General features: G+C 40.8%; 17 protein-coding genes. 10 read left to right on the top strand and 7 right to left on the bottom strand.

What is annotated here, in order from left to right:
* Window positions 1–2: 2 nt before the first annotated feature.
* The 5 genes from E4S40_RS13365 to E4S40_RS13345 all read right to left on the bottom strand — a co-directional run bounded on the left by E4S40_RS13365 (window position 3) and on the right by E4S40_RS13345 (window position 14,017).
* Complete coding sequence (locus tag E4S40_RS13365; protein WP_135075039.1) at window positions 3–1,232, bottom strand: MFS transporter; 1,230 nt, start codon at window positions 1,230–1,232, stop codon at window positions 3–5.
* Window positions 1,233–1,338: 106 nt separating this feature from the next.
* Entirely contained in the window at window positions 1,339–4,080 is a 2,742-nt protein-coding gene (locus E4S40_RS13360) for a hypothetical protein (protein ID WP_135075037.1), read from the bottom strand.
* Window positions 4,081–4,177: 97 nt separating this feature from the next.
* Window positions 4,178–7,645, bottom strand: coding sequence for a gliding motility-associated C-terminal domain-containing protein (locus E4S40_RS13355; RefSeq protein ID WP_135075035.1), 3,468 nt, complete (start codon window positions 7,643–7,645; stop codon window positions 4,178–4,180).
* A 104-nt stretch (window positions 7,646–7,749) separates the two neighbouring features.
* Window positions 7,750–8,502, bottom strand: coding sequence for a peroxide stress protein YaaA (yaaA, locus tag E4S40_RS13350; RefSeq protein WP_135075033.1), 753 nt, complete (start codon window positions 8,500–8,502; stop codon window positions 7,750–7,752).
* 1 nt (window position 8,503) lies between these two features.
* Window positions 8,504–14,017 (bottom strand): T9SS type B sorting domain-containing protein, encoded by a 5,514-nt coding sequence (locus tag E4S40_RS13345; protein WP_135075031.1) that lies wholly within the window; start codon window positions 14,015–14,017, stop codon window positions 8,504–8,506.
* An 83-nt stretch (window positions 14,018–14,100) separates the two neighbouring features.
* Here E4S40_RS13345 and E4S40_RS13340 point away from each other — a divergent pair, with 83 nt between their 5' ends.
* The 6 genes from E4S40_RS13340 (at window position 14,101) to ppsA (ending at window position 21,919) form a co-directional block, all read left to right on the top strand.
* Window positions 14,101–15,147: a PorP/SprF family type IX secretion system membrane protein gene (locus E4S40_RS13340; protein ID WP_135075028.1), complete on the top strand. Its 1,047-nt coding sequence runs from the start codon at window positions 14,101–14,103 to the stop codon at window positions 15,145–15,147.
* A 9-nt stretch (window positions 15,148–15,156) separates the two neighbouring features.
* On the top strand, window positions 15,157–16,389 hold the full coding sequence (locus E4S40_RS13335) for a M48 family metallopeptidase (protein WP_135075025.1): 1,233 nt from the start codon (window positions 15,157–15,159) through the stop codon (window positions 16,387–16,389).
* Window positions 16,390–16,462: 73 nt separating this feature from the next.
* Window positions 16,463–17,341 (top strand): phytanoyl-CoA dioxygenase family protein, encoded by an 879-nt coding sequence (locus tag E4S40_RS13330; protein WP_135075022.1) that lies wholly within the window; start codon window positions 16,463–16,465, stop codon window positions 17,339–17,341.
* Window positions 17,342–17,515: 174 nt separating this feature from the next.
* Window positions 17,516–18,385, top strand: coding sequence for a DUF808 domain-containing protein (locus E4S40_RS13325; protein ID WP_135075019.1), 870 nt, complete (start codon window positions 17,516–17,518; stop codon window positions 18,383–18,385).
* 6 nt (window positions 18,386–18,391) lie between these two features.
* Window positions 18,392–19,396 carry a ThuA domain-containing protein gene (locus E4S40_RS13320; RefSeq protein WP_135075016.1) on the top strand — a complete coding sequence of 335 codons (1,005 nt, stop codon included), beginning with the start codon at window positions 18,392–18,394 and terminating at the stop codon, window positions 19,394–19,396.
* Window positions 19,397–19,549: 153 nt separating this feature from the next.
* Window positions 19,550–21,919, top strand: coding sequence for a phosphoenolpyruvate synthase (gene ppsA / locus E4S40_RS13315; protein WP_135075013.1), 2,370 nt, complete (start codon window positions 19,550–19,552; stop codon window positions 21,917–21,919).
* 24 nt (window positions 21,920–21,943) lie between these two features.
* Here the strand turns inward: ppsA and E4S40_RS13310 are convergent, their stop codons facing one another.
* Entirely contained in the window at window positions 21,944–22,573 is a 630-nt protein-coding gene (locus E4S40_RS13310) for a YdeI/OmpD-associated family protein (protein WP_135075010.1), read from the bottom strand.
* Between the two features lie 140 nt (window positions 22,574–22,713).
* Between E4S40_RS13310 and E4S40_RS13305 the strand changes: the two genes are divergently transcribed.
* Window positions 22,714–24,018: a pyridoxal phosphate-dependent aminotransferase gene (locus E4S40_RS13305; RefSeq protein ID WP_135075007.1), complete on the top strand. Its 1,305-nt coding sequence runs from the start codon at window positions 22,714–22,716 to the stop codon at window positions 24,016–24,018.
* Between the two features lie 18 nt (window positions 24,019–24,036).
* On the opposite strand, the gene E4S40_RS13300 is transcribed toward E4S40_RS13305, so the two are convergent.
* A complete protein-coding gene (locus E4S40_RS13300; protein WP_394345422.1) occupies window positions 24,037–24,969 on the bottom strand; it encodes a zinc dependent phospholipase C family protein in 933 nt (310 codons plus the stop codon).
* A gap of 222 nt (window positions 24,970–25,191) precedes the next feature.
* Between E4S40_RS13300 and rpsT the strand changes: the two genes are divergently transcribed.
* The 3 genes from rpsT to E4S40_RS13285 all read left to right on the top strand — a co-directional run bounded on the left by rpsT (window position 25,192) and on the right by E4S40_RS13285 (window position 26,851).
* Window positions 25,192–25,446 carry a 30S ribosomal protein S20 gene (rpsT, locus tag E4S40_RS13295; RefSeq protein ID WP_135075004.1) on the top strand — a complete coding sequence of 85 codons (255 nt, stop codon included), beginning with the start codon at window positions 25,192–25,194 and terminating at the stop codon, window positions 25,444–25,446.
* Window positions 25,447–25,537: 91 nt separating this feature from the next.
* Window positions 25,538–26,233: a RadC family protein gene (radC, locus tag E4S40_RS13290; protein ID WP_135075001.1), complete on the top strand. Its 696-nt coding sequence runs from the start codon at window positions 25,538–25,540 to the stop codon at window positions 26,231–26,233.
* A 3-nt stretch (window positions 26,234–26,236) separates the two neighbouring features.
* Window positions 26,237–26,851 (top strand): DUF1684 domain-containing protein, encoded by a 615-nt coding sequence (locus tag E4S40_RS13285; RefSeq protein WP_135074998.1) that lies wholly within the window; start codon window positions 26,237–26,239, stop codon window positions 26,849–26,851.
* Window positions 26,852–26,951 lie beyond the last annotated feature (100 nt).

The following is a 26,951-nucleotide window of genomic DNA, read 5'->3' as shown; positions in this document are numbered from 1 at the left end:
TTTTAGTGACCTGCTGAAGATAATGCAGGTTTACTTCCTTTTTGCCAGATAAACAGGATTATAAATAGGACAATTAGAATGGAAGGGAACATGGTGAGCTTTAGAAGCGTCTCTTGTCCAGTTGCTAATTCCAATTGTGCTCCAGTAAGTCCTTCTGCCACATTAGTCGCTCTTGCTGAGTCAATCCAGCTACCAATGATTGGCTGCCAAATTGCAGTAGAGAACATTCCCACGCCACCAATAATCGACATTCCCAAAGCACCGCTTAGAGGAACTCGTTGAGCAACTGCACCTACCATTACTGGCCAGAAATAAGCCACACCCAAAGCAAATACAACGGCAGCAACATAGGCAACTGGACCAGTTACAACGCTAAACATGTATGTTCCAATAGCCGCTAAAACCGCACCGCTGAGAAGAACACCGGTTTGTCCCAATTTGCCAACAACAGGTCCTGCGAAAAACCGTGCTACTGCCATTACACCAGTAGTCAAAGCCAAAATCAACATACCACTTGCTCCTGAGCTATCCAATACCACATTTGCCCACTGCTGAGTACCAAATTCGGTGATCGCAGTGATAGACATACAGATAAACAAGAAGATGTAAAGCGGGCTAATCATTGCCTTGATGTTACTTGAAATAGAAGTAGCTGCTTCTACATGTGGTTTAGGGAATGCTTTTCCAAAGAACAATACCGCGTAGGCAATAGTAGGGATCATCATTACCCAAATTTGTGGCTGCCATCCCATTCCGGCATCAGTCATAAACTTGGAGATCAAGGATCCTAAAACGATACCTCCAGGGAACCACATGTGGAAGCGGTTCAACATTTTATTCATTTTTACTCCAGTGTACATGTCTGCAATCATAGGATTACAAGCTGCTTCTGTACATCCATTTCCAAAACCAATAAATAGAGTGGAGATCAATAGAGTAGTATAACCACCTGCATAAATTGTCATCAAAATACCGATAGTGTGGGTGACAAAGGCGATGTTCATGATGACTTTTGGGCCAAGTTTGTGGTAAAAAAGACCACCCAAAATCATGGATATCGGAAAGCCTAGGAACCACATGGAGTTTATAAAGCCCAACTGCTCAGCAGTTAGTCCGAAGTCTTCACCAAGTTGGGGAAGGATTCCCGCACGAATGGCAAAGGTGAATGCGGTGGTAATCAAGGCCAGACAGCTGGCATTGAAAAGCGCGGTTCGGTTGATGTTTTGCGTCATAGATTTAGGTTTTTTTGGATTAGGATTGATAATGCATTCGATTGAAAGCTGTCAAAATAGGAAAAATATTGCATTCTGACTTTTCCAGTTATAAAAATTTCACTGGCTAATCAATCACCAGAAGAGAGCCTGTGATTTTTTCTTCAAAGCCATAGATTGAATTTCTGACAATTAGCAAAACAGCAAGGGTCCCAATCGGGGCTTTTCTTCCGTTAATTGAAGTTCCGTCCCAATTAAAAAAAGGATATTCGATTGGGATTTCTTGAGTGATATCGTGGTGGACCAATTCTCCAAACCTATTGAAAATAAAAAGTTCTGCTTCGGTGATTCCTTCATTGACTATTACCCTGAAATCCTGATTTGGATCACCAACCACCATAGCATCAGGAAATATCACCTGGAAGTTACAGGCATCGTAAGTCTCGAAATTATCTGAGAAGACACAATTGTCTGCAGTGCTAACTATGAGGGTATATTCTCCAACCTGGTCAGGTTTGAAAATAGGCGCAGTAGAAATTAATTGCCCTTCAAAATACCATTCGTACAAAGCATAAGAGCCAGGATCAATTCCCGGATAGGAATTTGGTTTTGAGCAGATGGCATATCGTTCGTCCAAATTTGGCTCAGTTAATAAGGTACTATTTTCTACGGGAATAAAATTTCGGCCTATTTCACAACCAATCTTATTATATACAACCGCTTCATAATTTCCAGGTCGATCTATTTCAATCTCAAAAAGGTTTTCAAATTGGATGAGATCTTCCCTATTATTATTCTCATCATAAAAAATCCATTCCACTCGATCCACTTCTTCTTCTTGAGTGTCTAGCGTTACAATGGCAGTGGCTGGATCAGGACAAATTTTGGTGGCAATTAAGTCCACTGGAACTGATAGAACCGGAGGTAGAATTGAAAAAGGAATAGGAGTTACTTCACAGAAGCCGCTTGCTAATGGTTGGACTGTTACCGTATAATCTCCCAATGCAGTAGGGTAGAAATACTCTCCTCTTCCGACAATTTCTCCCTGATCATTGAGCCATCGAATTGAAGTTTTGGAGATGTCAAAATTTTCAACGATTACACGATATACCTGATTACCAAAACAATCCTCCTCGAATAATTCCAGATCAAATTGAATTTTATCAGAAAGGGTAGCTTCAAAGTTAATTTCTCGAGGGCAATTGCCATTGGCCTCATTACTTTCTCCAATTAATCTATAAGTCCCTTCTTTTGTTAGTACAAATGATTCTCCTTTTTGCCGAGACTCTTCAAGCCCATCAGGATCAATTAATGTGAAGGTTAGGTTTTCATTTGTTTCGGGAATCAGCTCAAATTGCTCACAAATGTTGATTTTCCCCGGGTTACTGAAATTGACTTGGGGTAGAGATGGAATTGTAATTTCCCGAACTGGATAGGTGCACCCGTCAATTTTCAATTCAATCAAATATGTGCCTCCTGAAAGCGTAAATTGAACTTGGTCCTGAGCTGTAATATTATCGGCTTGAACTTCTCCAAACCCAGGAGATAAAGCACGAATAGTTCCATTTACTTGGCCTTGTTGAAATTGGAGTGTAAGGACTCCAGGTTTAACACCATTTTCGGTACAGCTTTCTGCTGTGATTTCATAATTCGGCTCAAAAATATCTGGCGTACTGGGATTGGTAATTGGAGGGTTTTTGGTATCTAGATCAAGTAAAGTGGTGAATTTACAAAGGTTACTATAGGCTTGAATGGTATAGACTTGTGGATTTAGGTTAGACAAGGAAATGCTATTTCCAGTACCTAAATTGGTCTCTAAATAATCAAGTTCGACTATTCTTACAGAATCAAGGTCAGATAGAGCTGATATCAAAAAAGAGCCGTTTGGTTCAGAACAATTGTCTGGTTTCTCCAAAATCCGGATGTCAATTTTTGGCTTTTCACGGACTTCGAAAGTTGTTCTCCTTTCTGACCTACATCCAGGATAATTTTCATCTATTGCTGAAAAAATCACTGTATAAGTTCCTAGTGCCTGTATTTCTTCACTCTTAAGATTAACTTCAAATGCAGATCCAAGGGGTTCTGGAGTGTTATTTCCTGGTTTAATCAAAAACCAATCACCTGAAATTGGCGTGTCTAGTCCAAGCTTTTGAGATTCACCTTGACAAAGTGTAGACTGGGAAAGAGTTAGTTTAAAATCCAAAGATGGGCCCACATAGGTAGATCCATTAACAACACATTCAGCTGACCCAGTACTACTAGTTTGAAAAAACTCAACTTTATAATAGCCCTCTTTATTTACGAAAATGCTATTTCCATTTCCAATAATATCTCCTTCAATGTTTCTCCAAATAATCGTGTATTGCTCTAGATTTGAAGTTGAGGGATCAATAGCAATAAGTTCCACTGGATCGCTCCCACAAAGAAGATAATCTGTTTTTAATTCTAAACTTGGGCCTTTTTGTACCCGGACAGTCTGTGATTCTTGATAAATTATTTGAGTTCCTCTTCTTACACTCAAGCTGACTTGGTATAATCCAATTTCATTGAATGATATTTTAACAGTTTCAAAAGGGGCTCCACCGCCAGTTCTATTAAAAAATTCATTGCCATTTGGGTCAATAGCCTTCCAAGTATATACGTCTCCTGGATCTCCACCTCCACTAAAAGTCCCAATCACACCTCCAAAAACAATGCAAAGATTTTCAGGTCCTATAAGTTGAGGGTCTGCAAAGCGATGAGACTCAAGAGAGGGAAAGGAATCGATATTCTTGTTTTGACCAGATGGAATAAAAGCCAAAATCAAGAAAATTGTCCAAACCAATTTGATCTCAATCTTCGTAAATGAAAACTGAGCAAAGGCTTGCAATTAATTGTTTTTTAGGGTGATGAGTAAGTTTGGAGTACTCACTAATTATTCTGACAATTCGCTATCGCAAAAAATGTTCCATTACCGGAATTAATTATCAGTCAATCACCATTAAAGATCCAAATTGCGTTTTATGGATATTTTTCTCGTAATTAATTAGATCAATTCGGATGGAATAAGCACCATTTGGTACTTTTTTACCTCGATAATAGCCATCCCAAACACAAGTTGATTCTTCGGTGATTAGCTCGGAATTTTGGCAATTAAAAATCAACTCTCCCCATTGATTAAAAATCCATAACTCCAGTTCATCAACCAAGTAGTTGGTATAAATCAAAAATGGCTTATCAGGATCTTCAGGGGTTATGGCGGTTGGGAATTGAACACGTAATTCGCATTCTTCTTCGGTTACAAAACTTGTAGCATAGGCACAGCCTTCAGCACTTGTAACCACCAAGTCATATTGTCCAATTTGGGAAGGCTTAAAGGTACTTGCAGATGACACTACTTGACCTTCAAAATACCATTCATATGAGGCAAAGTTTCCAGGATTTATTTGAGGTCCTAAATCTAATCGAGGACATATTTTATAAGAATCCTTAACCTCGGGTCTAAATTGGTCAGTACTTCTTATGACCAAATTTTCATCTCTTCCAATGACACAGCCAAACCGGTTATACAGTCTAACTTCATAAGTTCCTTCCTCAATTGCTAAGATTTCTGTTTTGTTGTTTTGGTTGAGCTGGGAAGTATTATTGCTGAGATCTGTATACCACCATTCAATAGTTTGAACTTGTTCCAAATCTGCCTCAAGTCTAAGAGCAGCGTCAGGTTGATCTGGACAGAGGGTTTCTGCTATGATTGCGGTAGGAATAGATAATATCGGTTGTGGTAGGTTAAAATCCTTTGGGTTAATTTTACAAGCAATGGAGCCCGAGGGTTGAACTTCAAGGGTAAAATTTCCATATTCGTCCGACAGAAATATCTGATCAGTTGATAAAAGATCTCCACTAGCATTTCTCCAGAAATAGTCGACTTGGTCAGCCAGATAATTGCTAACGTCAGCCTGATATTCATATACCCCATTGCAGTCCAAGTTGATCAAAACAGGTTCAAATTCCACTGGAGGGTTGATTCTCACATTGAATAATTTCTGCTCAGGGCAGAGCGGTCCTGAAATATCAGGATCATAACCTAATAGAACATATTCGCCTTCCTGATCCAAAGTAAATGACTCACCTGATGATTTGATCTCTTCTTTCCCATCAGGAAAAGTAAGAAGGAATTCCAGGTTTCCATTAGTATCTGGGAGGAGCTCATAGGGATCACAAATTGAAAGATCACCCGGAATATCAAAAGGCACTTTATCCGGGATTAGGTCGATTCGAAGGGTAGATCTTCCTAACTCACAGTCTTTATTTATTGATGGAATTCGGCTGAAAACAGCTGCCTCATAAACCCCTTCCACATCGACTGTGATTTGGGTTTGATTGATGAATTGGGGCAGGTCCTCTATATTTCCCTCAAAGTCATAGCGTCTCCACTCAATATCCGTTATTTCTTCAGGGAATGTGGAGCTCAAATCGAGTATTGCTCTTGGGCCAAATTCACAAAGCTTGGTAGATTCTAGCGATACCTCTACCTCCAAAACAGGTTGCTTGATTTCGAATTCCACTGGAGGTATAGGGCAGGCTTGACTATTAGCTGGCTGAACATCGAGCTTGAAGTTTCCAAAACTTGTAGGGTTTAGGAATTGCCCTGTTCCAACCAGTTGATCGTTTTCGTCAAACCAACGGAATTTTACAGTACTTGGATCTCTGCCAAATATGTCTGCTTCATATGTCATATTACCAAAGCAATCCTGATCAATTAGTTTGGGCTCGAAGTCTACAGGATCAACCAATGTTACATTGAAAGTTTTCAATAAGGGGCAAAGATCTCCAAGACCAGCAAGTCGACCAACCATACTATACTCACCCGCTTCGGTTAAGGTAAAGGGTTCATTCGCTGTTTTTGTGGTTTCCGAACCATCCGGTGAAATCAGCGTGTATTCTAGATTTTGAGAGCTAGATGGAATAAGGTCATATGATTGGCAGATATTTAAATTCGCGGGAATATTAAAATTCACCTGGTTTAAGCCGGGGACCTCAAATTCTTCACGTTTTGGGAGTTTACAACTATCCTCGTTAAAAACTTCAAAGAAATATTTCCCTCCTCCGATTTCAATTTTTTCAGACTCTAGCCCTGAGGCTGAGCGAGTGAATATTTCTTCACCTCTAAAATTTAATAATCTGTAAGAACCTTCTAGCGGTCCACTAATCATTCGAAATATAAAAGACCCCAAAGTTTTTCCGGATTCTGTACATACCTCTGGTTCGATGTTCTCAATTTCAAATTCAAGTCCGGGAGGAGGGTCTGATAAGGGTACAACAGTTCCAAATAATGAAACACAGCCATTCAACTGTGAAACAAGACTATACGCCCCAGACTCAAGCCCTGTAAAATCAATAATATCTCCGGAGTTAAATGGCCCTTGACTTTGTCCTATTCCTTCAATCGAAATAAAGTCCAGATCCGTTAAAGCTTTTACCTGTAATGCGCCGTCGGGAATAAAACAGCCTGAAGAACCAAAGGCTTCAACTAGTTCAATGCTTGGAAGAAAATTGAATGTAATAGTCTCTGTATCCTCTGGCGAACAACTAGGATTATTCGGGTTTTCTAGCCTAAAAATAATTTCATAATCACCAGGTTCATTAATTGCTCCTCCACCTGAAACTGTAATTGAATTTCCCGTTCCAATTTTTGTAGGAGTCGATGTACCTAATTTTTGGATATACCAATCGCCTGAAATTAATGGGTCTGTAGTAAAATTGATTGTTTCTCCTGGGCAAAGATTGGTTTTTGATGCTTGTATAGAAACACTTGGCAATTCCTTAACCTCTGTTTGAATGGTTGTTGTACATTCTGGATTTCCGGAAGAATTTGGAAAGAAAAAAGTCACTTCATATTTGCCAATAGAGGAAATATCAAGTAAACTTTCGTTTCCTATGATGTTTCCAGATTCATCTCTCCATTCAAATTCATAATCAGAGAAGTTTTCAGATGACGGACTTATAGCCTCAACTGTCAGCACCTGCCCATTACAAATTTGATAGCTCGGATTAAGCGTGATATCTGGCCCTTTTATTACTTCAATTACCTTTTCTTCCTCATAAATTTGAATCCCCCCACGATTTACAATCAATTGTATTTTATGAGACCCCAATAATCCAAAAGTGTAGCTGATTTCTTCAAAACCGCCTGTTCGATTAAATAGAATCTGATCACTTGGTCCTAAAATAGTCCACTGATAAACGTCAGTTTCGGGGTTTCCTCCCCCTGAAAAAGTACCTAATACACTTCCAAATACATTACAAAGCTGATCCGGTCCTTGTATCATCGGGTCATTCAAGGACCTTGAGAATAATTCCCCTTTACCCTCATACAAATTGGATTTCGGCTCAGAACCAACTTGGATAAAGAGCAAAAACAAGGAGAACCAAGTTAGTGAGATAATTGCCTTCAAAATTCGGGGAGATAAAAATATCTGATAATCAATCTATAAAGATACAAAAATGAATTCGGCGTAAAAAAAGCCCGAGTCTTTTTAATAACTCGGGCGGAAAAATTTTAACGTACAAAAACCCAATCCGAATCAGAGCTCAATGGCTCTGAAAATTCATAACCTTCCTCATTGAATGTTTTCAAATCTTCTGGATATGTGATCCGATTTTTGATGGCAAAATTGGTCATCTTACCTCTTGCTTGCTTCGCGAAAAGACCGATTACTTTATGTTCTCCATCTCGATACTCTTTGAAGTGAATATTGATTACGGGAGATTTTAAGGTGTTTAAATCTACCGCCTTAAAATATTCTTGAGAAGCCAAGTTGATAATTGGAGCACCTTCAGCAGCAGCATTGATTGCCTTTGCAATTTTCTTGTCCCAATATTCATATAGATTTTTGCCCTTTTTGGTTTCTAACTTAGTCCCCATTTCCAGGCGGTAAGGCTGAATTAAGTCCAAAGGCTTCAAAAGCCCATATAATCCAGAAAGTATCCGAAGATGTTCTTGCGCAAACTCAAAATCTTCTTCCGAATAATTGTCCACATCTATTTTGGTGTACACATCGCCCTTGAAAGCCAGGAGCGCTTGCTTTGAGTTATCAGGGGTAAAATCCTTTTGAAAGGTTTTGTACCTTTCCTCGTTGAGCTGCGCTAAGTTTTCACTGACAGACATCAGCTTAGCAATATCTTTAGCTGACTTTTTTTTCATGACTCCCACCAAGGATTTGATATCTGTGGTAAAGTCAGGCTGACTGTATTTATCAATTTTGGGAGTACTGTAATCGAGGGTTTTGGCTGGTGAAATTAGAATTAACATACTATTGAATAATCGTAATTGCTTTGACTTGTTGTTCGGTTAAGTTTTGATCTCTACTGGTAAACTTCACGACTACGGCATATGTTCCATTGGGCACCAATTTTCCATTAACTTGACCATCCCAAGGGCAGAAAGGCTGAGCTGGTTCTAAGTTTTCATGAGAACAGTGGAAAATCAATTCCCCCCATCGGTTGAAGACAAAAACCTCTGCTTCGTCGATGTATTCATTGGCATAAATAACAAAATTTCGATTCTCGTCCCCAAGAACCACCCCTGTAGGGAAAATGACTTTAAGATCGCAGTCTTCAAAAACCTCAAAGGTTTCTACATATTCACATCCTAAATTATCGGAGACGATCACTTCATAAACCCCAGGTAGGGAAGGTGTAAATATGGCCTCATTAGACACAACTTCTCCATTTAAGATCCAGGTATAATTATCATAATCCCCCGGATCGATACTCGTAGTTACTCCTTCGACGGCACAAATGGTAAAACCTGTTGGAACTACCGGAGGAATAATTGTAGATCTTACAACCAAGCCGCTTGCTCTTCCGATATCACATCCAGCTGCACTTCTCAAAATTACTTCATAAGTTCCTTCCTGATTCACTTCAACGATAGGTAGATCATCGAATTGCGGAATTCGAGTTCGCGTTCCGCCTTGGACAGAATACCATTCGATATTAGCCACATTGGTCAAATCAGCAGAAACCAAAATAGTGGTGCTAGTCACTTCTCCGCAGAATGGAGTGACATCCAATTCCACATCGACATCTTCATCCAAAACTACTGCAGTAAATGGAATGGAGTTTCCTTGGCATTGGGCACCTGAAGCTGGCTGAACTTCTAGGCTGTAATCACCTTCACGAGGAGGAACAAATCGTTGTTGACGACCTACAATAACACCCAAATCATCTTTCCATAAAAATAAAACATCAGCAGGGTCTGCATTAGTTAGGACTGCCTCATAGGCGACACCTGCCTGACAGTCTACGATGGGTCCGTCTAGTTGAAACTGAATTGGTTGAGTAATAGTAGCATTTATCGGTATTTCCAATGGGCAGTTTTCCCCTGTAGGATCTTCCCCTCGCATGGTATAAAGTCCAGTTTGAGTTATGGTGAAATTTCCATCTCCGTCTGGAGCAATAGAATTCCCCGTATTATTCAATAAGGTGAACGTTATGTTTTCCGAAGGCTCGGGTTGGAAGGTGAAATTTTCACAGGCTGTGAAATCAGTTGGAACTGAAAAATTCACGGTGAATTTTTGAGCAATGGAATAAATCGCGGGATCAGGAATACTGCAATTGGTAGGATCGAGGATTTCTACAGCATAATCACCATAGGGAACTTGAACATCAAAAGATGCCTGATTTGGTAAAGAACCAGTAAATTCTTGACCATCACCTTGTCGAGTAATCACATAGGTTCCTCCTGATGGGATTCCATTATCAAAAGAAATAGTGATTGATCCCGGTTCCACGCCAGATGGACCACAAGTTTCATCTGTTGAAGTAACTGTGAAAGTATATTCCACCGGCGGATTATTATTTTCAACCGTGACAGTTCCAATATAGGTACATCCAAAATTATTTTCGGCCTCTATCGTATAAACTCCAGGAAGAAGATCCGGGACAGGAATCACATCCCCAGCATTGACATTATTGAAAATATCTCCTGTTTCTTGAATAGTAACTGTGTTGGCATTCCCCTGAATGGATATTTCAAATCCCCCATCTGCTGTCGAACAATCAGTAGCTGGACTACTTTGAGTGGCTGTGAATAGTGGAAGCTCATTTACGATCAAATCCACCCGCTTTTCAACAGTACATCCATCTAAAATCGGGTCTTCGGTGATGAAAATAATCTCATAATTTCCAGGACCAGGAAGTGAACTTACATTTAATGCTAACTCGAAAAATTCACCAATCAATACTGGGTTTCCGTCTTGATTTTGCTCAAAATACCATTCTCCGGAAATAGGTGTGTCAGGAGCAAAGTTGATGACAAAATCTTCATAACAGACCTCCTGCGCATCTTGATTGATATCGAATTCGAATGCTGGGCCTACAAAAACTTCTGCAGTAGCTGGACAAGTTTCAAATAGTGCAGCTTCCTCATCAGAAAGTCCATCAGGCAATCGATACGTCACTTGTACGGTGTAAATACTTTCTTCATCAACCGTAATCGTATTGGAATTTTCATCTCCAAATACCTGACCGGCCGAATTGGTCCATAAGAAATCATAGAGCCCTTCAGAAGGATCATACCCTTCAATTGCTGTAAGTTCTACAGGATTTCCGGAGCATAGGGTGATATCCGATTCCAAAGTTAAAGTAGGTGGAGCATCAATTTGAATCTCCAAACTAGCGTCATAATAATCCGGAGTAGCACAACGAGTTACGTTCAAATTTACCGTGTAAAGTCCTGGTGTGTCAAAAATCTGCTCCAAAGTCTGAAACTGATCTCCAGGACCTCCAAAATCTTGCAAGATCACAGTTCCGTCTTCATGAGTAATAGTCCAGAAATAACTGTCAATATCCGGTTCGCCTCCTCCTTCGAAAAGTGCCGTTGCACCTGCATCTGGGTCCAAACAAAGCCTTGGAGGGCCTGCTAGGGCTGGTTCAGGAATCGAACTTCCACCTAATTGTGCAAAAGAGGGGAGACCAAGATTTGTTGTTCCAGGCATTGGCTCCACGGAATCCTGATTGAAAGAGCTGGTGGAATTACAACCTGCTCCGACAAGTATTTGACCGATTTGGTTGGAGCCGACTACAGCCACATACACATTGCCATCAGGTCCAATTTGCAAGGCTCCCAAATCCAATCCGCCTGTTCCACTTACCGTATTCCGATTTGATAAAATACAGGATTCGATTTGTGGTCGAGAAGAAGCATTTCCAAAACAGGAAGGACAAGTGGCCGAATCCGGATCGTCTTCATCATTTACAGGCCGTATGGTAAACTCTTCAATTCCCGGTCCTCCGTTTCGGTAGGAGACAAAAACTTTATCTCCGCTATCAGAAAATTCCAAACCATAGACTTCTCCATCACAGCCTAAATCTAACAGGGCATATTCGGTGAGTTCTCCGGTATCGGCATTGAAATCAAAAATTTCTAATCGATTACAGCCACCTTCAGAAATGGTTACGGCAACTTTTTCACCATCAGGACTGAATTTCATGGCCCCTACGCCAGCGTTGAATCCGTGATTACTTCCTACAGAACTGAAAACCGGTTGTCCGATACCTTCAGTTGAAACAGGATAGGCTCGGAAGGTATTATTTCCCAATTCGTGAAAAAGTACCCAAGTCGTATCGCCATTTACTAAAGCTGCTGATTGCTCGGTGGAGGGGCTGAACAGAAAATTGTCTTTCGTTACTACATTACCAACTCCAGATGGATTTTCTGCTTTGATATCGATGAGGGAGAATTTCACCTCGTTGGTGCCATTGGCTGTGGCTTGTGTGGTAAATAGATAATATAATGTTGGTTCTTCGGGAACAGCTACCGCGATAACGGACTGGGAAGAGGTGTTGTCCCCTCCAATATTGTCCCCATTTTCCATTAGGTTTCCATTTAAGTCCCAAACGGATTCTCCGTCAGTAAAAAACAGAACCTCCCCACTGGAATCAGTAATAGTTGTGGTACCTGCTGGGATATTTTGGGGGTGAGGGGAATCAATAGGCCTTGGTACTGGTACTGTCTCATCATCAGGGTCCGGATTGAAGTTCAAACCAGCACCATTTCCGAAATACCAGATTCCATTACTCTGATCCTGTAAATCCCAAACTTTTACATCGATTTCAGCATAGGCATAGCAACTAGAACCTTGTTCTCGGACTAGAACCCAATAGGTGCCTGGTAAACAAACTTCGTTTTCCTGTCGACTAGTCCAGCCTTCATCTTTATAATTGGACCAGAAATACTCGTACTGATCCATATTTCCTCCCGGAGCCTCTCCATCCTGCTGGCCAGCAGCGTTTTGAGCTTGAAGAAGAGCACTGATATCCACGCATTGTCCTTCACAAATGGTGGTATCTGCTGGGGTGAAATCTGCTTCGAGATTATTTTCTGTAAGGGTAATGTCACGGGTCACAGGTACTGATTGTCCATCCGCAAACGTGACGGTCAAAGTTACCGAGATCGATTGCTCCTGAGTTGCATCAGCTGGGACCAAGAAATGCTCTTGGGTATAATCCGCAGGGACGGGGTTTCCATCAGAATCTGTCAAAGGAGGATTGAATTCCCAATTGAAAGATACCGGCTGATAATTCTCTGGAAGAATTTCACTGACTAATTGGATAGGGTTATTTGCGCAAGGCTCATCCGGTGTCCAGGTAAAATCAACAGTAGGACTTATATCCGCATTTGGACCAAAAACAGGGAATATGGTTCCGCAAAAATCCGTGCCTGTAAATGGATCAATATCGACGGTTATCGCTGCTAAATCCTCTTCATTTGGATTTTCAACCTTACCCATCAATTGAGGCCCCCCATCAACTTCCTCGTACAGAAAATACAATTCTCCGTCGGGCCCTACTTTCATGTCATAAATACTGGATGGAGCAGGGTCTAAGGGAATTACTTCAGGAGTAGCCGAAAGATCCGATGTAGGAACTCGGAGTAATTCATTTCCTCTGGAGAAGTAAATAAAATTCCCATCTGGAGAGAATGCTGCCCCTTCAATTGGATCAGCTCCTCCGCTATTGGATATAGGTCGCGGATTTCCAAAATTTCCAGAAGAGGTATTGAAATCTAGAACTAAAATATCATCTCCTGTATTCTCAGGAATTAAAATCAATTCACCTCTATCCGGGTCAAAAACAATGGCTTTAGGGGTAAAAGGGATAGCTTCGGTATCCGTTTGTGTGAAATCCCCTGCAGTAGCTTCCAATCTCCTGGCAATGAGATTTCCACCATTGAAGCTAATTAGGTAGGAAGGAGAAGCAGGTGTTTTGACAACCAAAATCGCGCCCTGTGCATTTCCTATAAATTCATCTTGCTCAATGATTTCACCTAAAGGACGTTCATTTCCAGTAGCTTGCCCCGGGGCATTCATATCAATTAAGGAATAGAGAAGTTGACCCGCTGGAGAAACATAAAAAAGGTAAAACAACTTATCTCCATCCGGTTCGTAGCTCAAGAATCCCGTAGCCACTTGCTGACGGGTATCAATTGGACCATTGAGATTGCCTACTTGACCCTGAATAGGTGAGGCGCTGTAATCATAGACGATGGAGCCATTGGAATAGAAGAGAGGTTGACCAGTAATAGGATCAATGGCAAGAGCATTGCTAAACTTATCGATGATAACAGTTCCGGGAAGTGTCTGAACGGTAGGATTTTCTCCCTTACCAAAAGATAAATAGCTGTTTTCTGAACTTCCTTCACAATAACCAAAAATCCACTCGTTGTCATTAAAGCCCTGACCAAATCCAGTTTGGACAAGCCCAAATCCAAAAAAGAGGATGAAAAAAAGCGTGATATGTATGGAATGCGGTCTGCTTTTCATATTTTTCCAACTGCTTTCTAAAACAAGCTTAACACTAAAACGTTTTAGAAGCTGACTGAGTACTCAAATAAACGAACAATTCCTTGTTACGGTCTTCTCTGAAACTTGTTTTTTTTGTGGGAATGCTTTTGGCATTATCGGGACGGGCTTTAGCTCAGGATCCGCAATATAGCCAATATTATGCTGCCCCATTGTATCTTAACCCTGCGATGGCTGGAGGAGAACTGACAGGTAGAGTTGGCTTCAACTATCGGAATCAATGGCCGAGTATTGATGCCCAGTTCACTACTTTCTCTGCATTTTATGATACTTATCTTCCTAATAATAATATTGGATTAGGAGTCCATGTGATGCAGGATACGGAAGGAGCGTCCAAACTTCGATCTACGAGTATTTCTGGAATGGCTTCTTATGAATTGAAATTGGGACAGAATTCCTATTTCCGTCCAGGATTTCAAGCAACTTATATTCGAAGAGAGATTGGTTTTTATGAAAACTTAGTTTTTGCCAATGAAATCAATCCCAATGATCCCTTCGGGCCATTGCTTCCAGGTACGGATATCCCTGGATTGGGAGATCCAGTAAGCATGCTTTCTCTTTCAGTAGGTGGATTGTTTTTTACAGAAAATTTCTGGCTGGGATTATCTGCTCATCATGTAAATCAGCCTAATCAGTCCTTTGTGGATGGGTTAAGCCCGCTTCCTGCTAAGTTTTCACTTCATGGAGGTTACAGAATTCCATTGGGAGAGGGAGGTTATCGCGGAGACTTTACTCATGCACGTAAACAAAGATCTTTGACTCCAACATTTAACTACAAGCGTCAAGGCCCATTCGAACAATTGGACGTCGGAGCCTATTTTTATGTTGAGCCTATTGTATTTGGATTATGGTATAGAGGTCTTCCTTATAAACCAGTAAATAATCAAAGTAACCGAGACGCAATCGTAATGATGGTGGGAGTTAACCTGCTAAATGGTTTGAATATTGGCTATAGTTTCGATTATACCGTTTCCCAATTGGGAATTCAATCCGGTGGAGCACACGAACTCAGTGTATCCTGGACCCTTCCTAACAGCTATCAAGGCAAGCCATTGCGAAGGGACACTGTTTTACCTTGTCCGAAATTTTAAAATCAGTACATGAGTCCGGAGAATTTAAAATACCTACTCGTAGGGGTGTTGGTCTTTGGGTTTTTGGTTGAGAAAGCCCTCAGTTTTCTTAATGTTAAGCAGCCAATTCCTGCTATTCCAAAGACCCTGTCAGAATATTTGAGTCAGGATAAATTGAAAGAATCCAAAGCTTATCAACTCGAAAATTTCCGCTTTGGCCTTATTTCAGGAGTATTTTCTTTCGTGTTGACGCTTTTGTTTATTTGGAATGGCTGGTTTGGAGCGATCGATACCTGGGTAGGTACTTATTTCGAAAATCCGCTGATTCATTCGGTAGCTTTTTTCGCTTTGATTTTCATAGGCTCAGATATTATAAGCTTGCCTTTTGACTATTACAGCACCTTTGTTATCGAAGAAAAATATGGTTTTAACAAAACCACTTTTCAGACTTTCTTCAGTGATAAACTCAAAGGATATGTCCTCAGTCTTTTGATAGGAGGAGGATTATTGCTTGTTTTTTTGGGGTTGATTCATAAAATGGGCCCCCACTTTTGGTGGATATTTTGGTTGGTGGCTGCCACTTTTATGATTCTGATTAACCTGTTTTACACGGCTTGGATTTTGCCCTTATTCAATAAACTCACACCCCTTGAGGATGGAGAACTTAAGCAAAAGATTATTCATTATGCCAAATCCGTGTCCTTCCCCTTGGACAATATTTTCGTGATGGATGGAAGCAAGCGCTCTGCAAAAGCGAATGCCTTTTTTTCCGGTTTTGGAAAAAGAAAGAAGGTGGTCCTTTATGATACTTTATTGGATCAGCATCCACCGGATGAGTTGGTTGCAGTATTGGCACATGAAATTGGACACTACAAAAAGAAGCATATCATTTTGGGAATGATTACTTCGATTTTACAAGTTGGTTTGCTTCTTTTTCTACTTTCCCAATTTATTTTCAGTGAAGCTATGAGTCTGGCTCTAGGTGGGCAAGAATGGTCAGCCCAACTGAATATCATTGGCTTTACAATGCTTTTTTCTCCGATTTCAATGATCATCGGTATAGGGATGAATTGGCTCAGCCGAAAAAATGAATTTGAGGCAGATGCTTTTGCTAAGGAAACTTTTGCAGGAAAGCCTCTAGCTGAGGCACTCAAAACTTTATCGGTCAAAACACTCAGCAATATAAATCCACACCCTTGGTATGTGTTTGTGAATTATTCACATCCGCCATTGCTTCAAAGGTTGCAGAGGCTAGAAAGCTAAATGAATGAGAAAAGAAGAAAGGAAATCATAACAAGATTTTTTAACTTCAAATTTGTTCAATAGCTCAGAATCCATGCAAGACCTCGCCGATTTTCATCACCCTATTACTGATCTGTTTCTTCAGCCTAAAACTGCCTCCGATTGGGATCAATATCGCCTCAGTCCGGAGCAGATTCAGTTTTTTGAGGAGAATGGATATTTAGCAGGCATCAAGCTTTTGGATGAAAAACAAATCGAAACCCTAAAAAAAGCGCTTGATGAGGTCATGGATCCCAAGCATCCGCTTCATCATCTATTTCATGAATTTCACAGCAATGAATCCGGGGATCCAAACAAGGTGCTTTTTCATTCCTTGGGACATTGGCGAATAGCTGAGGCTTTTCACGATGTGATTTGGAATCCAGCTTTTCGCATGGCTGCTTCTCAATTGCTGGGAGATAGAGCTGTTCGCTTTTGGCATGATCAGCTTTTTTGCAAACCTGCCCATCATGGTGGGAATGTCGCCTGGCATCAGGATTACAGCTACTGGACTCGAACAATCGAGATGCAGCACTTGACCTGCTGGTGTGGACTGGATGATGCCACAGAAGAAAACGGTTGTCTCCAGTATGTGCCGGGGTCGCATCGTTGGGGACTTTTAGAAAAACCTGCACTGGCAGGTGAAATGGATGGCTTGATGGCCATGATGACTGAAGAGCAAAAGGCTGATTTTAAACCAGTGGCTATTCCTCTGAAAGCAGGTTATGCGGCTTTTCATCATCCACTTTTAGTGCATGGGAGCTTTGCCAATTATTCAGACAGGTCCCGAAAAGCCTTTGTTTTGAATGTCTTTGCTGATGGCACCGTATCCAATATCGATGAACCACTTTTGGAAGGTGTTCCTGTGATTCCGAAAGGACATAAAATGGAAGGGAAGTTCTTTCCACTGATTTTTGATCCTAAGGAGTTGTAAGGTTTTAAAGTTCAAAGGTAGCGTGAAATGTAGCTTCTGAATTTTTCTAGATCTTATAGGAATTTAAAATTTCATTGATTCAATCAGGAATAGTTTAAATTAAGGCTGGATTCTATTTTAAACCTTCACTTCTCCTTAGTTTCGTAATTCGTATTTCGTAAATCCTAATTCGACATGGCTTCTGGATTATTTGCACTATTTGATGATATCGCAACCTTAATGGATGATGTGGCTACCATGACTAAGGTGGCGGCAAAGAAAACTTCTGGGATTTTGGGAGATGATTTGGCGGTAAATGCTGAAAAAGCATCAGGTTTTGTACCGGATCGGGAATTGCCGGTTTTGTGGGCAATTACAAAGGGCTCCCTGCTCAATAAACTGATCATACTTCCTGTTGCTTTTCTTTTGAGTGCATTTCTTCCAGTAGCGATTACATTCATTTTACTTTTGGGAGGCTTGTATTTGGCCTATGAAGGGGCGGAAAAAATATTGGAGTTTTTTATTCCTCACCAGCAACATCAACAAGTCAATTTGAAAGAAGAGGTAACTCAGGATCAGGTTTTGGCCCATGAAAAAACCAAGATAAAATCTGCGATTACCACGGATTTTATCCTCTCAGTAGAAATCGTCATCATTGCATTAGGAACCGTTGTCGATCAGTCGCTTAGCACCCAAATAGTGGTGGTTTCCATCATTGCTTTGCTTGCCACAGTAGGAGTGTATGGTTTGGTTGCTTTGATTGTTCGGATGGATGAGTTCGGTTACAAATTGATCGCACTCAATCCGGAGGATGATACCATTTCGGATAAGATTGGCCGCTTTTTAGTAAAGGCTCTTCCAGTGGTAATTCGAGTGATCGGATATATTGGAACTATCGCCTTGCTCTTGGTTTCGGGAGGGATATTTACACACAATATTGATTTTCTGCACCATTTATTCCCTTCATGGCCAGGAATCATTAAGGATTTTATTTTGGGATTAGGAGTAGGATTTATCACGCTTTTAGTAATTTCTGGTTTCAAAAAAATCTTTTCCAAAAAATAATTTCCCATGACCCGGATAATCCTGTTTTCCTCCATTTTGCTTCTTTTCTTCATTTCAAATTATTCAAAAGCACAGCAATACCTCCATTTTGAAGGAGAACAAGGTCCGGGAAAAGGAAAACATATAGTGCTGGTGGCTGGAGATGATGAGTATCGATCAGAGGAATCCATGCCAATGTTGGGTAAAATTCTGGCCTATCGATATGGATTTAAGACCACGGTCCTTTTTCCAATCGATCCTGCTACAGGAGATGTGGTGCCGAATTATCAAAACAATATTCCCGGTTTGGAACATTTGGAATCAGCGGATTTAATGATCATGCTAATTCGTTTTCGGGAATTACCGGATGAACAAAGCCAATACATCGAAAACTTTTTAAAAGCAGGTAAACCTATTATCGGCTTGCGAACGTCTACCCACGCCTTTGCCTATCAAAAGAATAAGGAGTCAAAGTTTGCAAAGTGGGATTGGATGAGTAAAGACGAAGGATGGGAAAGAGGTTTCGGACAGCGGATTTTTGGAGAAACTTGGGTTAATCATCATGGTATTCATGGAAAAGAAGGGACTCGGGCTTTGGTAGATGGAGTCGGGCTACAAAATGATCATCCGGTGCTTCGGGGAGTTCAGGATATTTGGGGCGCTTCCGATGTGTATGGAATCAAACACCTTCCGGAAGATGCTCATGTGCTTTTGTATGGTCAAAGTACAGCTGGAATGACTTCGGATGCTCCCGTGATTTGGGAAAAAGCCGTTATGCCTATTGCTTGGACAAAGCCCTACCAAATTGAAGGAGGTTCCCCGGGAATGGCTTTTGCCTCTACTTTGGGTGCTTCATTGGATTTTCAAAGTGAGGATCTCAGACGATTAATTGTCAATGCCTCTTTTTGGCTTTTGGGAATGTCTGAAGTGATTACCCCAGATTTGAATGTTGATTACGTTGGCGCATATAATCCCACGATGTTTGGTTTTGATACCTTCCGAAAGGGAATGCGGGTAGAGGATTTTAAGTAGAAGCACTTTTCTAACATTTTTAGATTGATTTTTGGGTTTTAGCAAAATCCTCAGAATTACTGACATATATCAGAAAATCCCCCTAAAAAGGTCATAGGAGGTTCATCTCTGGATTGGTAGCTTGGGTACTCTTTAATTTAAAACCTGACTGCCATGGATGCGCTCATTTTAACATTTGACCAAATCGGAATCGAGGATGTTCCCAAAGTAGGAGGAAAGAATGCCTCTTTGGGTGAGATGTTTCAAAAACTCAATCCTTTAGGGGTTCATATTCCTAATGGATTTGCCATTACAGCTACAGCATACCGACTTTTTATTGAGGAAAATAATTTGAAGGAAAAAATCCAGGATCAATTAGCAAGGTTGGATAAAGATAATTTTTCAAATCTCAAGCAAGTTTCTGATGCCATCAAATCCTTGATTTTGAAAGGAAAAATTCCAGACTCATTGGTGAAGGAAATTGAGAAGCATTATGAGAAATTGTGCAAAGTAGAGAAACGGACCGTGGATGTGGCAGTCAGAAGTAGTGCGACTGCGGAAGACCTTCCAGGTGCAAGTTTTGCAGGACTTCATGAATCTTTTTTGAATATCAGCGGTAATGAAGCATTGGTTAAGACTGTACGCTCTTGTTTTGCTTCGCTTTACAATGCACGAGCAATCAAATACCGACACGACAAAGGCTTCGATAAATTTGAAATTGCCCTGTCAGTTGGGGTACAATTGATGGTTCGAGCTGATTTGGCGAGTAGCGGAGTTATTTTTTCCATCGATCCGGAATCCGGTTTTCCCAATGCTGTTTTGATTACAGGCTGTTGGGGCTTGGGTGAGAATATTGTTCAAGGAGCCGTCATTCCTGATGAATTTTTGGTTTTTAAACCTTCCTTGGAAAAAGGTAAAAAATCGATCATTTCCGAAAAGGCAGGTTCCAAGACAAAGACCATGATCTATTCAAAATCTGGAGGGACAGTGAACTTGAATACCCCAATAGAAAAACAAAAGCTATTGGTGCTTTCTGATGAGGAAGTGGAATTATTAGCGAAATGGGCGGTGCAAATCGAAAAGCATTACGGGTTGCCTATGGATATCGAATGGGCTAAGGATGGACATTCTGGTAAATTATTTATTGTTCAGGCCCGACCCGAAACAGTTCATACGGAGAAAGATCATTTTAAATTGAAGGAATATTCCTTAATGGAAAAAGGAGATTTGCTCACTTCTGGATATGCTGTAGGAAATGGAATTACTTCAGGAAAAGTCAAGGTTCTTCATTCCGCGGAAGAAGCAGATTTGTTGAAAGAAGGAGAAATCTTATTAACTGAAATCACCAATCCCGATTGGGATCCCATTATGGAAAAGGCTGCCGCCATCATTACCTCAAAAGGAGGTAGGACAAGTCATGCTGCTATTGTAGCTCGAGAAATGGGAGCTTTGGCAATAGTGGGAGCAGAAGATGCCTTGGAAGTTTTAAAGAATGGGAATGAAATCACGATTGATAATGCATCGGGTAAGATTGGTAAGGTTTATTCAGGTCAACTTAAATGGAAGATAAATGAGCATAATTTCAAAGGAATGAAGCTTCCAAAAACAGCGCCCATGTTTATTCTAGCCGATCCTGAAAAGGCTTTTGATCTTTCTTTTTTTCCAAATCAAGGAGTCGGTTTGATGCGGATGGAGTTTGTCGTTACGAAAAACATCCAGATTCATCCTATGGCTTTGGTCCATTTTGATCAACTGGAGGATCATGAAGCGAAAGAACATATCGAACTGCTCTGCGAAGGGTATTCGGACAAAAAAGAATATTTCGTGGATAAGCTTTCACAAGCAGTCGGAACGATCGCAGCCGCATTTTATCCCAAAGATGTGATTTTGCGAATGAGTGATTTTAAGTCCAATGAATACGCTAATCTTTTGGGAGGAAAGCAATTTGAGCTGTCGGAGGAAAATCCAATGATCGGCTTCCGCGGGGCATCACGCTATGATCATGAAAACTATCGGGAAGGCTTTCAATTGGAATGTGAAGCTGTAAAAAGAGTTCGGAATAATATGGGATTGGATAACCTTAAAGTCATGATTCCTTTTTGCCGAACTCCCGAGGAAGGCAAAAAAGTTCTGAAAATTATGGAGACTTATGGGCTCAAGCGGGGTAAAAAAGGATTGGAAGTCTATGTGATGGCAGAGATTCCTTCTAATGTGATTTTAGCGAAAGAATTTGCAAAGGTCTTTGATGGATTTTCTATTGGGTCCAATGATTTGACCCAGCTTACTCTTGGGGTAGATCGGGACTCGGAAATTTTGAGTGAATTGTTTGATGAGAATAATCCAGCCGTGAGATGGATGATTTCTGAAGTAATCAAGGTAGCTCGAAAAAATGGTAAGAAGATCGGTCTTTGTGGTCAGGCTCCTAGTGATAAACCAGAATTCGCTAAGTTTTTGATTGATGCAGGAATTGATAGTATTTCCTTTAATCCGGATGCTTTACTTAGAGGAATTAAAAATATGGTGAAGGCTGAAAAGAAAAAGTGATTCATTTCTAAGTATTAGGAGATTCTAATCCATCATTCCTTTTCCTTCCATGATTTTTGGAATGAATTTTTCAATCCGATTAATTCGGGTTTGACTTTTCTTTGAGCCTAAAAAATGGATTACATATCCTCTCTGCCTGCCAGGTGAAAGGGTATTAAAAGCTTTTTCCAGTCCTTCAACTTCCTCGAATTTTTGTTTGAGCTCTTCAGGAATTTTAAGTTGATCCTTCAAAGTCCTTTCTGGCTTTTTGCCTGATTTTTCTATTTCAATCGCCTCTAGTATAAAGCCTCGGATTTTGTCTTTCAACTTGACTACCTGCTCATCTAGTGTAAATCGTATCAATCTCCCATCCCTTGAATTTGGGCCGGGCAGTTCCAAAATTCCCTCTGGATCTTTCATCAAACTGCCTTTCAGAAAGCTGATAACGCAGGATTCTTTGAATACCCCGAGCATAATCACGTTTTTTCTATTCAGGGTATAAGTTGGTACACCCCATTTTCTTTCTTCGATCAGTTCGCTCTCGAGAAGCATTTGTCTCAGCTTTTCTAGAATGCCTTTCCATTGGTGAACCTTGCAGGCTGGAGTGGCTCCTTTCGAACAGCGCATGCAGCCCTCTATTAGAAACAGGTCTACTTGGGAATTGGGTTGATTCATTTTGCTTGGGGGAATAGTGTTGGAAGATCAGAAATCTATGGAGTTTATTTGATTTTGGATAATGAATAGTAAATCAATCCTTTTCCTCCGACTTTTCGCTTTCTTTGTATTGGATCTTTTTCCAACCAGCCTATTAAACTATGAGACAGCTACTTTTACGACCGGGAGCTGAGGAATTATCCTACGAAATCCGTGGGATCGTTAAAAAAGCCAGACAGATTGAAGCTCTGGGTTATCCCATGACTTGGGAAAATATCGGAGATCCCATTCAGAAACACAATCAGGTGCCCGATTGGATGAAGGCCATCATTGCGGATCTGGTTCAGGAAGATAAAACCTACGGTTATGCAGATTCTAAAGGCGTCTTGGAGACTCGCCAATTTTTGGCAGAGCTCACCAATGAAAAGGGAGGAACCCAGATCAGTCCTGAGGATATTTTATTTTTCAATGGGCTAGGAGATGCGATCGCAAAGCTTTATCAATTTTTGATTCCCACAGCACGGATTATTGGCCCTTCGCCTGCGTATTCTACTCATAGTTCGGCTGAGGCGGCGCACGCCAATACCGCTCCGATTACCTACAAGCTGGACCCAGATAATCAATGGTTACCGGATTTGGATGACCTCTATCTAAAAGTCAAATACAATCCTTCCATTGTCGGGATTTTGATCATTAATCCGGATAATCCTACCGGTATGGTGTATCCGAAGGAGGTTTTGGAAGGATTTGTACGAATTGCAGAGGAATTCAATTTACTTCTGATTGCAGATGAAATCTACCAGAATATCACTTACAATGGAATCAAAGCTGTCGCTTTAGCGGAAGTGATTGGGAATCGCCCTGCAATTTCATTGAAAGGAATTTCCAAAGAGTTTCCTTGGCCCGGAGCTCGCTGTGGATGGATGGAATTTTACAATCGGGGCAATTCAAAAGAGTTTTCCAAACTCTGTCAGACCCTTGAAAATGCCAAAATGATTGAGGTATGTTCGACTATTCTCCCTCAATTGGCCATTCCAAAAATCATGAGCCATCCGGAATATTTGAAATACCGGGAAAGGGCCAATTTGGAAATTGGAAAACGGAGTCAATGGATGGAAGATATTCTAGGACAGATTCCTGGAATAAAATTCAATCCTACCCAAGGAGCTTTTTACAATACAATTGTCTTTGAAGATGGTGTCTTGAATCCAAATCAACAGCTTTCTATTTCTGATCCTCGCCTGCAAACCTTGGTTGAAGGATGGGTTTCTGATCCAAATATGCCACTCGACAAGCGCTTTGTTTATTACTTACTGGCATCAGAACGGATTTGTGTGGTTCCCATTTCTTCCTTTTGTTCGGACTTGAGAGGTTTTCGGGTGACTTTATTGGAAGAAGAAGAGGATGTCTTCAGAGATACCTTTGAGCGATTGGGGAAAGCAATATCTGAATATTTGAATTCTTAACTTTAGATAAAGTCCATACTAATTATCGTGAGTTCTGACTCGTAGTGATGGATTTGTTGGAAGTTCTTCTTCTTCCGGTTGAGTGTTAGTCTCAAACTTCGATAAGTCCGGCTGACCTGCATTCACCCATGCGGTATACCAAAAACCAGCAATCATTTTGATGGATTTTCGCATTTGACGTTCTACCATTCCATCCAAAGCAATGGCATAGGCCTCGGTGAATTCTTGGGAATAAACCCGAGTGGTTAAGCGGTTCCTTTCTTCAAAGCTATATTTCTGATCATCAGAAAATTGCCGGCTCAATTCACGCTCAAAATTCAAGACACTATCTACTTGACTATGGGCTTCTTCCACAGCTTTCCAGATTGCCTCTTGAGGCTTTTTTATGTATTCAGCTTTCCCTACCCACAGCGAGAAGTTTTGAGAAAGCAATTCAGGTACCCGGCTTTCCCAAAACCCATGTATTCCTTCCTGTCCGGTAAGCTGTCCATTGTAGTTCATGGTAGTATGTAAGGGGACATTCAAATCCCCTAAATAATGACCCAAATCAGCTGACAGGCGGAGAATAGCAGCGCTGTTCTTTTTCTCAAAAGCCTCAACCAAGTTTAGAAAGGTCAAATAGGCAGACCAAGGACCTATTCCATGAGCTCGGAGACTATCCTCTCCAAATTTTTCTACGGCCTCATTCCAATAAATTGGTAGAATAGTAAGCGCAGAATCTCCATACTGATCCAAGTCGATGTAATGTTTTTCGGCCTCGCCCTCTACGGCATATCTTCTTCGATCCGGATTAACAGCTTTTTCTGTAATAAACTGAATTTGAGGTTTATAGAAAGTGATTAACTCCGGAGGAAGTGAGTAAACAGCGAGCCGATTGATCAGTTGATGAGCAAAAAATCCCCAGGGAGCAAGGGTAGATCCATTTAAAAAGAGGTAAAATATGTAGATCATAAAAAATTTCATTTTTCAAAATAAACAGAATTAACGAGCTGAAAAACATCAAAAAGCCTTTATATTTGTCGGAAATTAATCTAGCACGTAAAATTTTCGATTTCTTCAGTTTGAATTTTAGTGAGGTAATTAATAAAATCCTTTGGCGGAAATAATTATTTACCGTAAATTTGCACTCCAATTCGGTTAGGGGATCGTAAAGAAATTTATTAAAATCAAGATATGGCAAATCACAAATCCGCTCTAAAGAGAATTCGTGCCAACGAAGCGAAGCGTTTGAGAAACAGATATCAAGCCAAAACTACTAGAACTTTCATCAAGAGATTGAAAGCTGCTACTGATAAGGCTGAAGCACAGGAGCTTTACAAAAAAGTATCCTCTATGCTTGATAAGCTGGCAAAGAAGAACATTATTCACAGGAATAACGCTAGCAATAAGAAATCTAAGCTTGCGAAATTTGTCAATGCTCTTGGCTAATTAGCATTCAACTTATTTTCAAAACCCCGCTTGTCGGGGTTTTTTTATTTTCAGTTTATCAGTATTTTTAGTTTCAATAAACTTTTTAAACATGGATTTTTCTACATCAATCAAAATCTCTCAGCTATCCGAGGAAGATAGACCCCGGGAAAAGCTTTTACTAAAAGGAAAAACAGCTTTAACGGATGCTGAACTGATTGCCATTCTAATTGGGTCAGGAACACCCTCACTCAGTGCTGTTGATCTTTCTCGGCATATCTTGGCTTCCGTGAATCATGATTTGGCCGCGCTGGCGCGACTAAGCGTTCAGGATCTCAAGAAGTTTAAAGGAATTGGAGAGGCTAAGGCGATCAGTATTGTCAGCGCATTGGAGCTAGGACGACGGAGAAAAGTACTCGAACCGCGAAAACGAGTGAAAATCTCCAGTTCCCGGGATGTTTATGAGCTCATGAAACCCGAATTATTTGATGAATTGGTAGAGCATTTTTATTTGGTATTGCTAACCCGATCCAATCAGGTCATCAAAAAGGAAAGGATTTCCCAAGGTGGGACATCAGGGACTGTGGTTGACGCAAAAGTGGTTTTTAAGACAGCACTGGACCATCATGCTCAGTCTGTGATTTTGGTTCACAATCATCCGAGTGGTACGCTCAGTCCCTCTGAACAGGATAAGCGCTTGACCAAGCGGCTCACCGAAATAGGCCGCGCAATGGATTTGCCGGTCTTAGATCATGTGATTTTTACAGATATGGGCTATTTTAGCTTCGCCGATGAAGGTATTCTGTAAAAAATGAAAACTAACCATATTCTACTCATCTTCGTGACCGTGGTGGTACTCGCTGCGGTCATCTATACGCTCACGAGTGCCGAAGACCCGGAAACTTACATTGAAAAAATCGAAGCCGAGCGCGAGCGGCAATACAAATTTATCCGATATAACATTGAGTCTCCACTTACGGAGGAACAGAAGCGGGACTTTAAAGAATTAACCTTTTATCCTATTGATCCCACCTATAAAGTCAAAGCTCGCTTGATTCCCAATGAAGAAAAAAAGGTCCGGGAAGTTCCTCTGACGGATGGAAGTAAGGAGCGTTACATTGAGCATTCATTTGCTGAATTTGAATTGGGAGGTCAGACCAATAGGCTGTTGCTTTTGCAGGCAATCGACGAGACTGATATGCGGAATTTCTTTTTGGCATTTGCAGATGAGACGAGTGGTCGGGAAACTTACGGAGGCGGGCGCTACATCAATGCCCGACAGGATGGGAAAACTAGTATCACTATTGATTTTAACTTGGCTTATAATCCCTACTGCGCCTACAATCCTGATTATGCTTGCCCCATTCCTCCCCGGGAAAATATTTTAAAAATTCCGATTGAGGCAGGGGAGAAAAATTACAAGTAATCAGTTTCGGCCTCATTTAAATCCCTTAAATTTGTGGTCATTTACTTTGAAAATCGGGGTTTACGAACCCTTTTTCTTTATTGAATAGCGTGCATGCATG

The organism is Algoriphagus kandeliae (genome assembly GCF_004571135.1).
Taxonomy (GTDB): Bacteria; Bacteroidota; Bacteroidia; order Cytophagales; family Cyclobacteriaceae; genus Algoriphagus; species Algoriphagus kandeliae.
The sequence above is the reverse complement of the archived record's forward strand: the minus strand, read 5'-3'. Positions and strand labels throughout refer to the sequence as shown.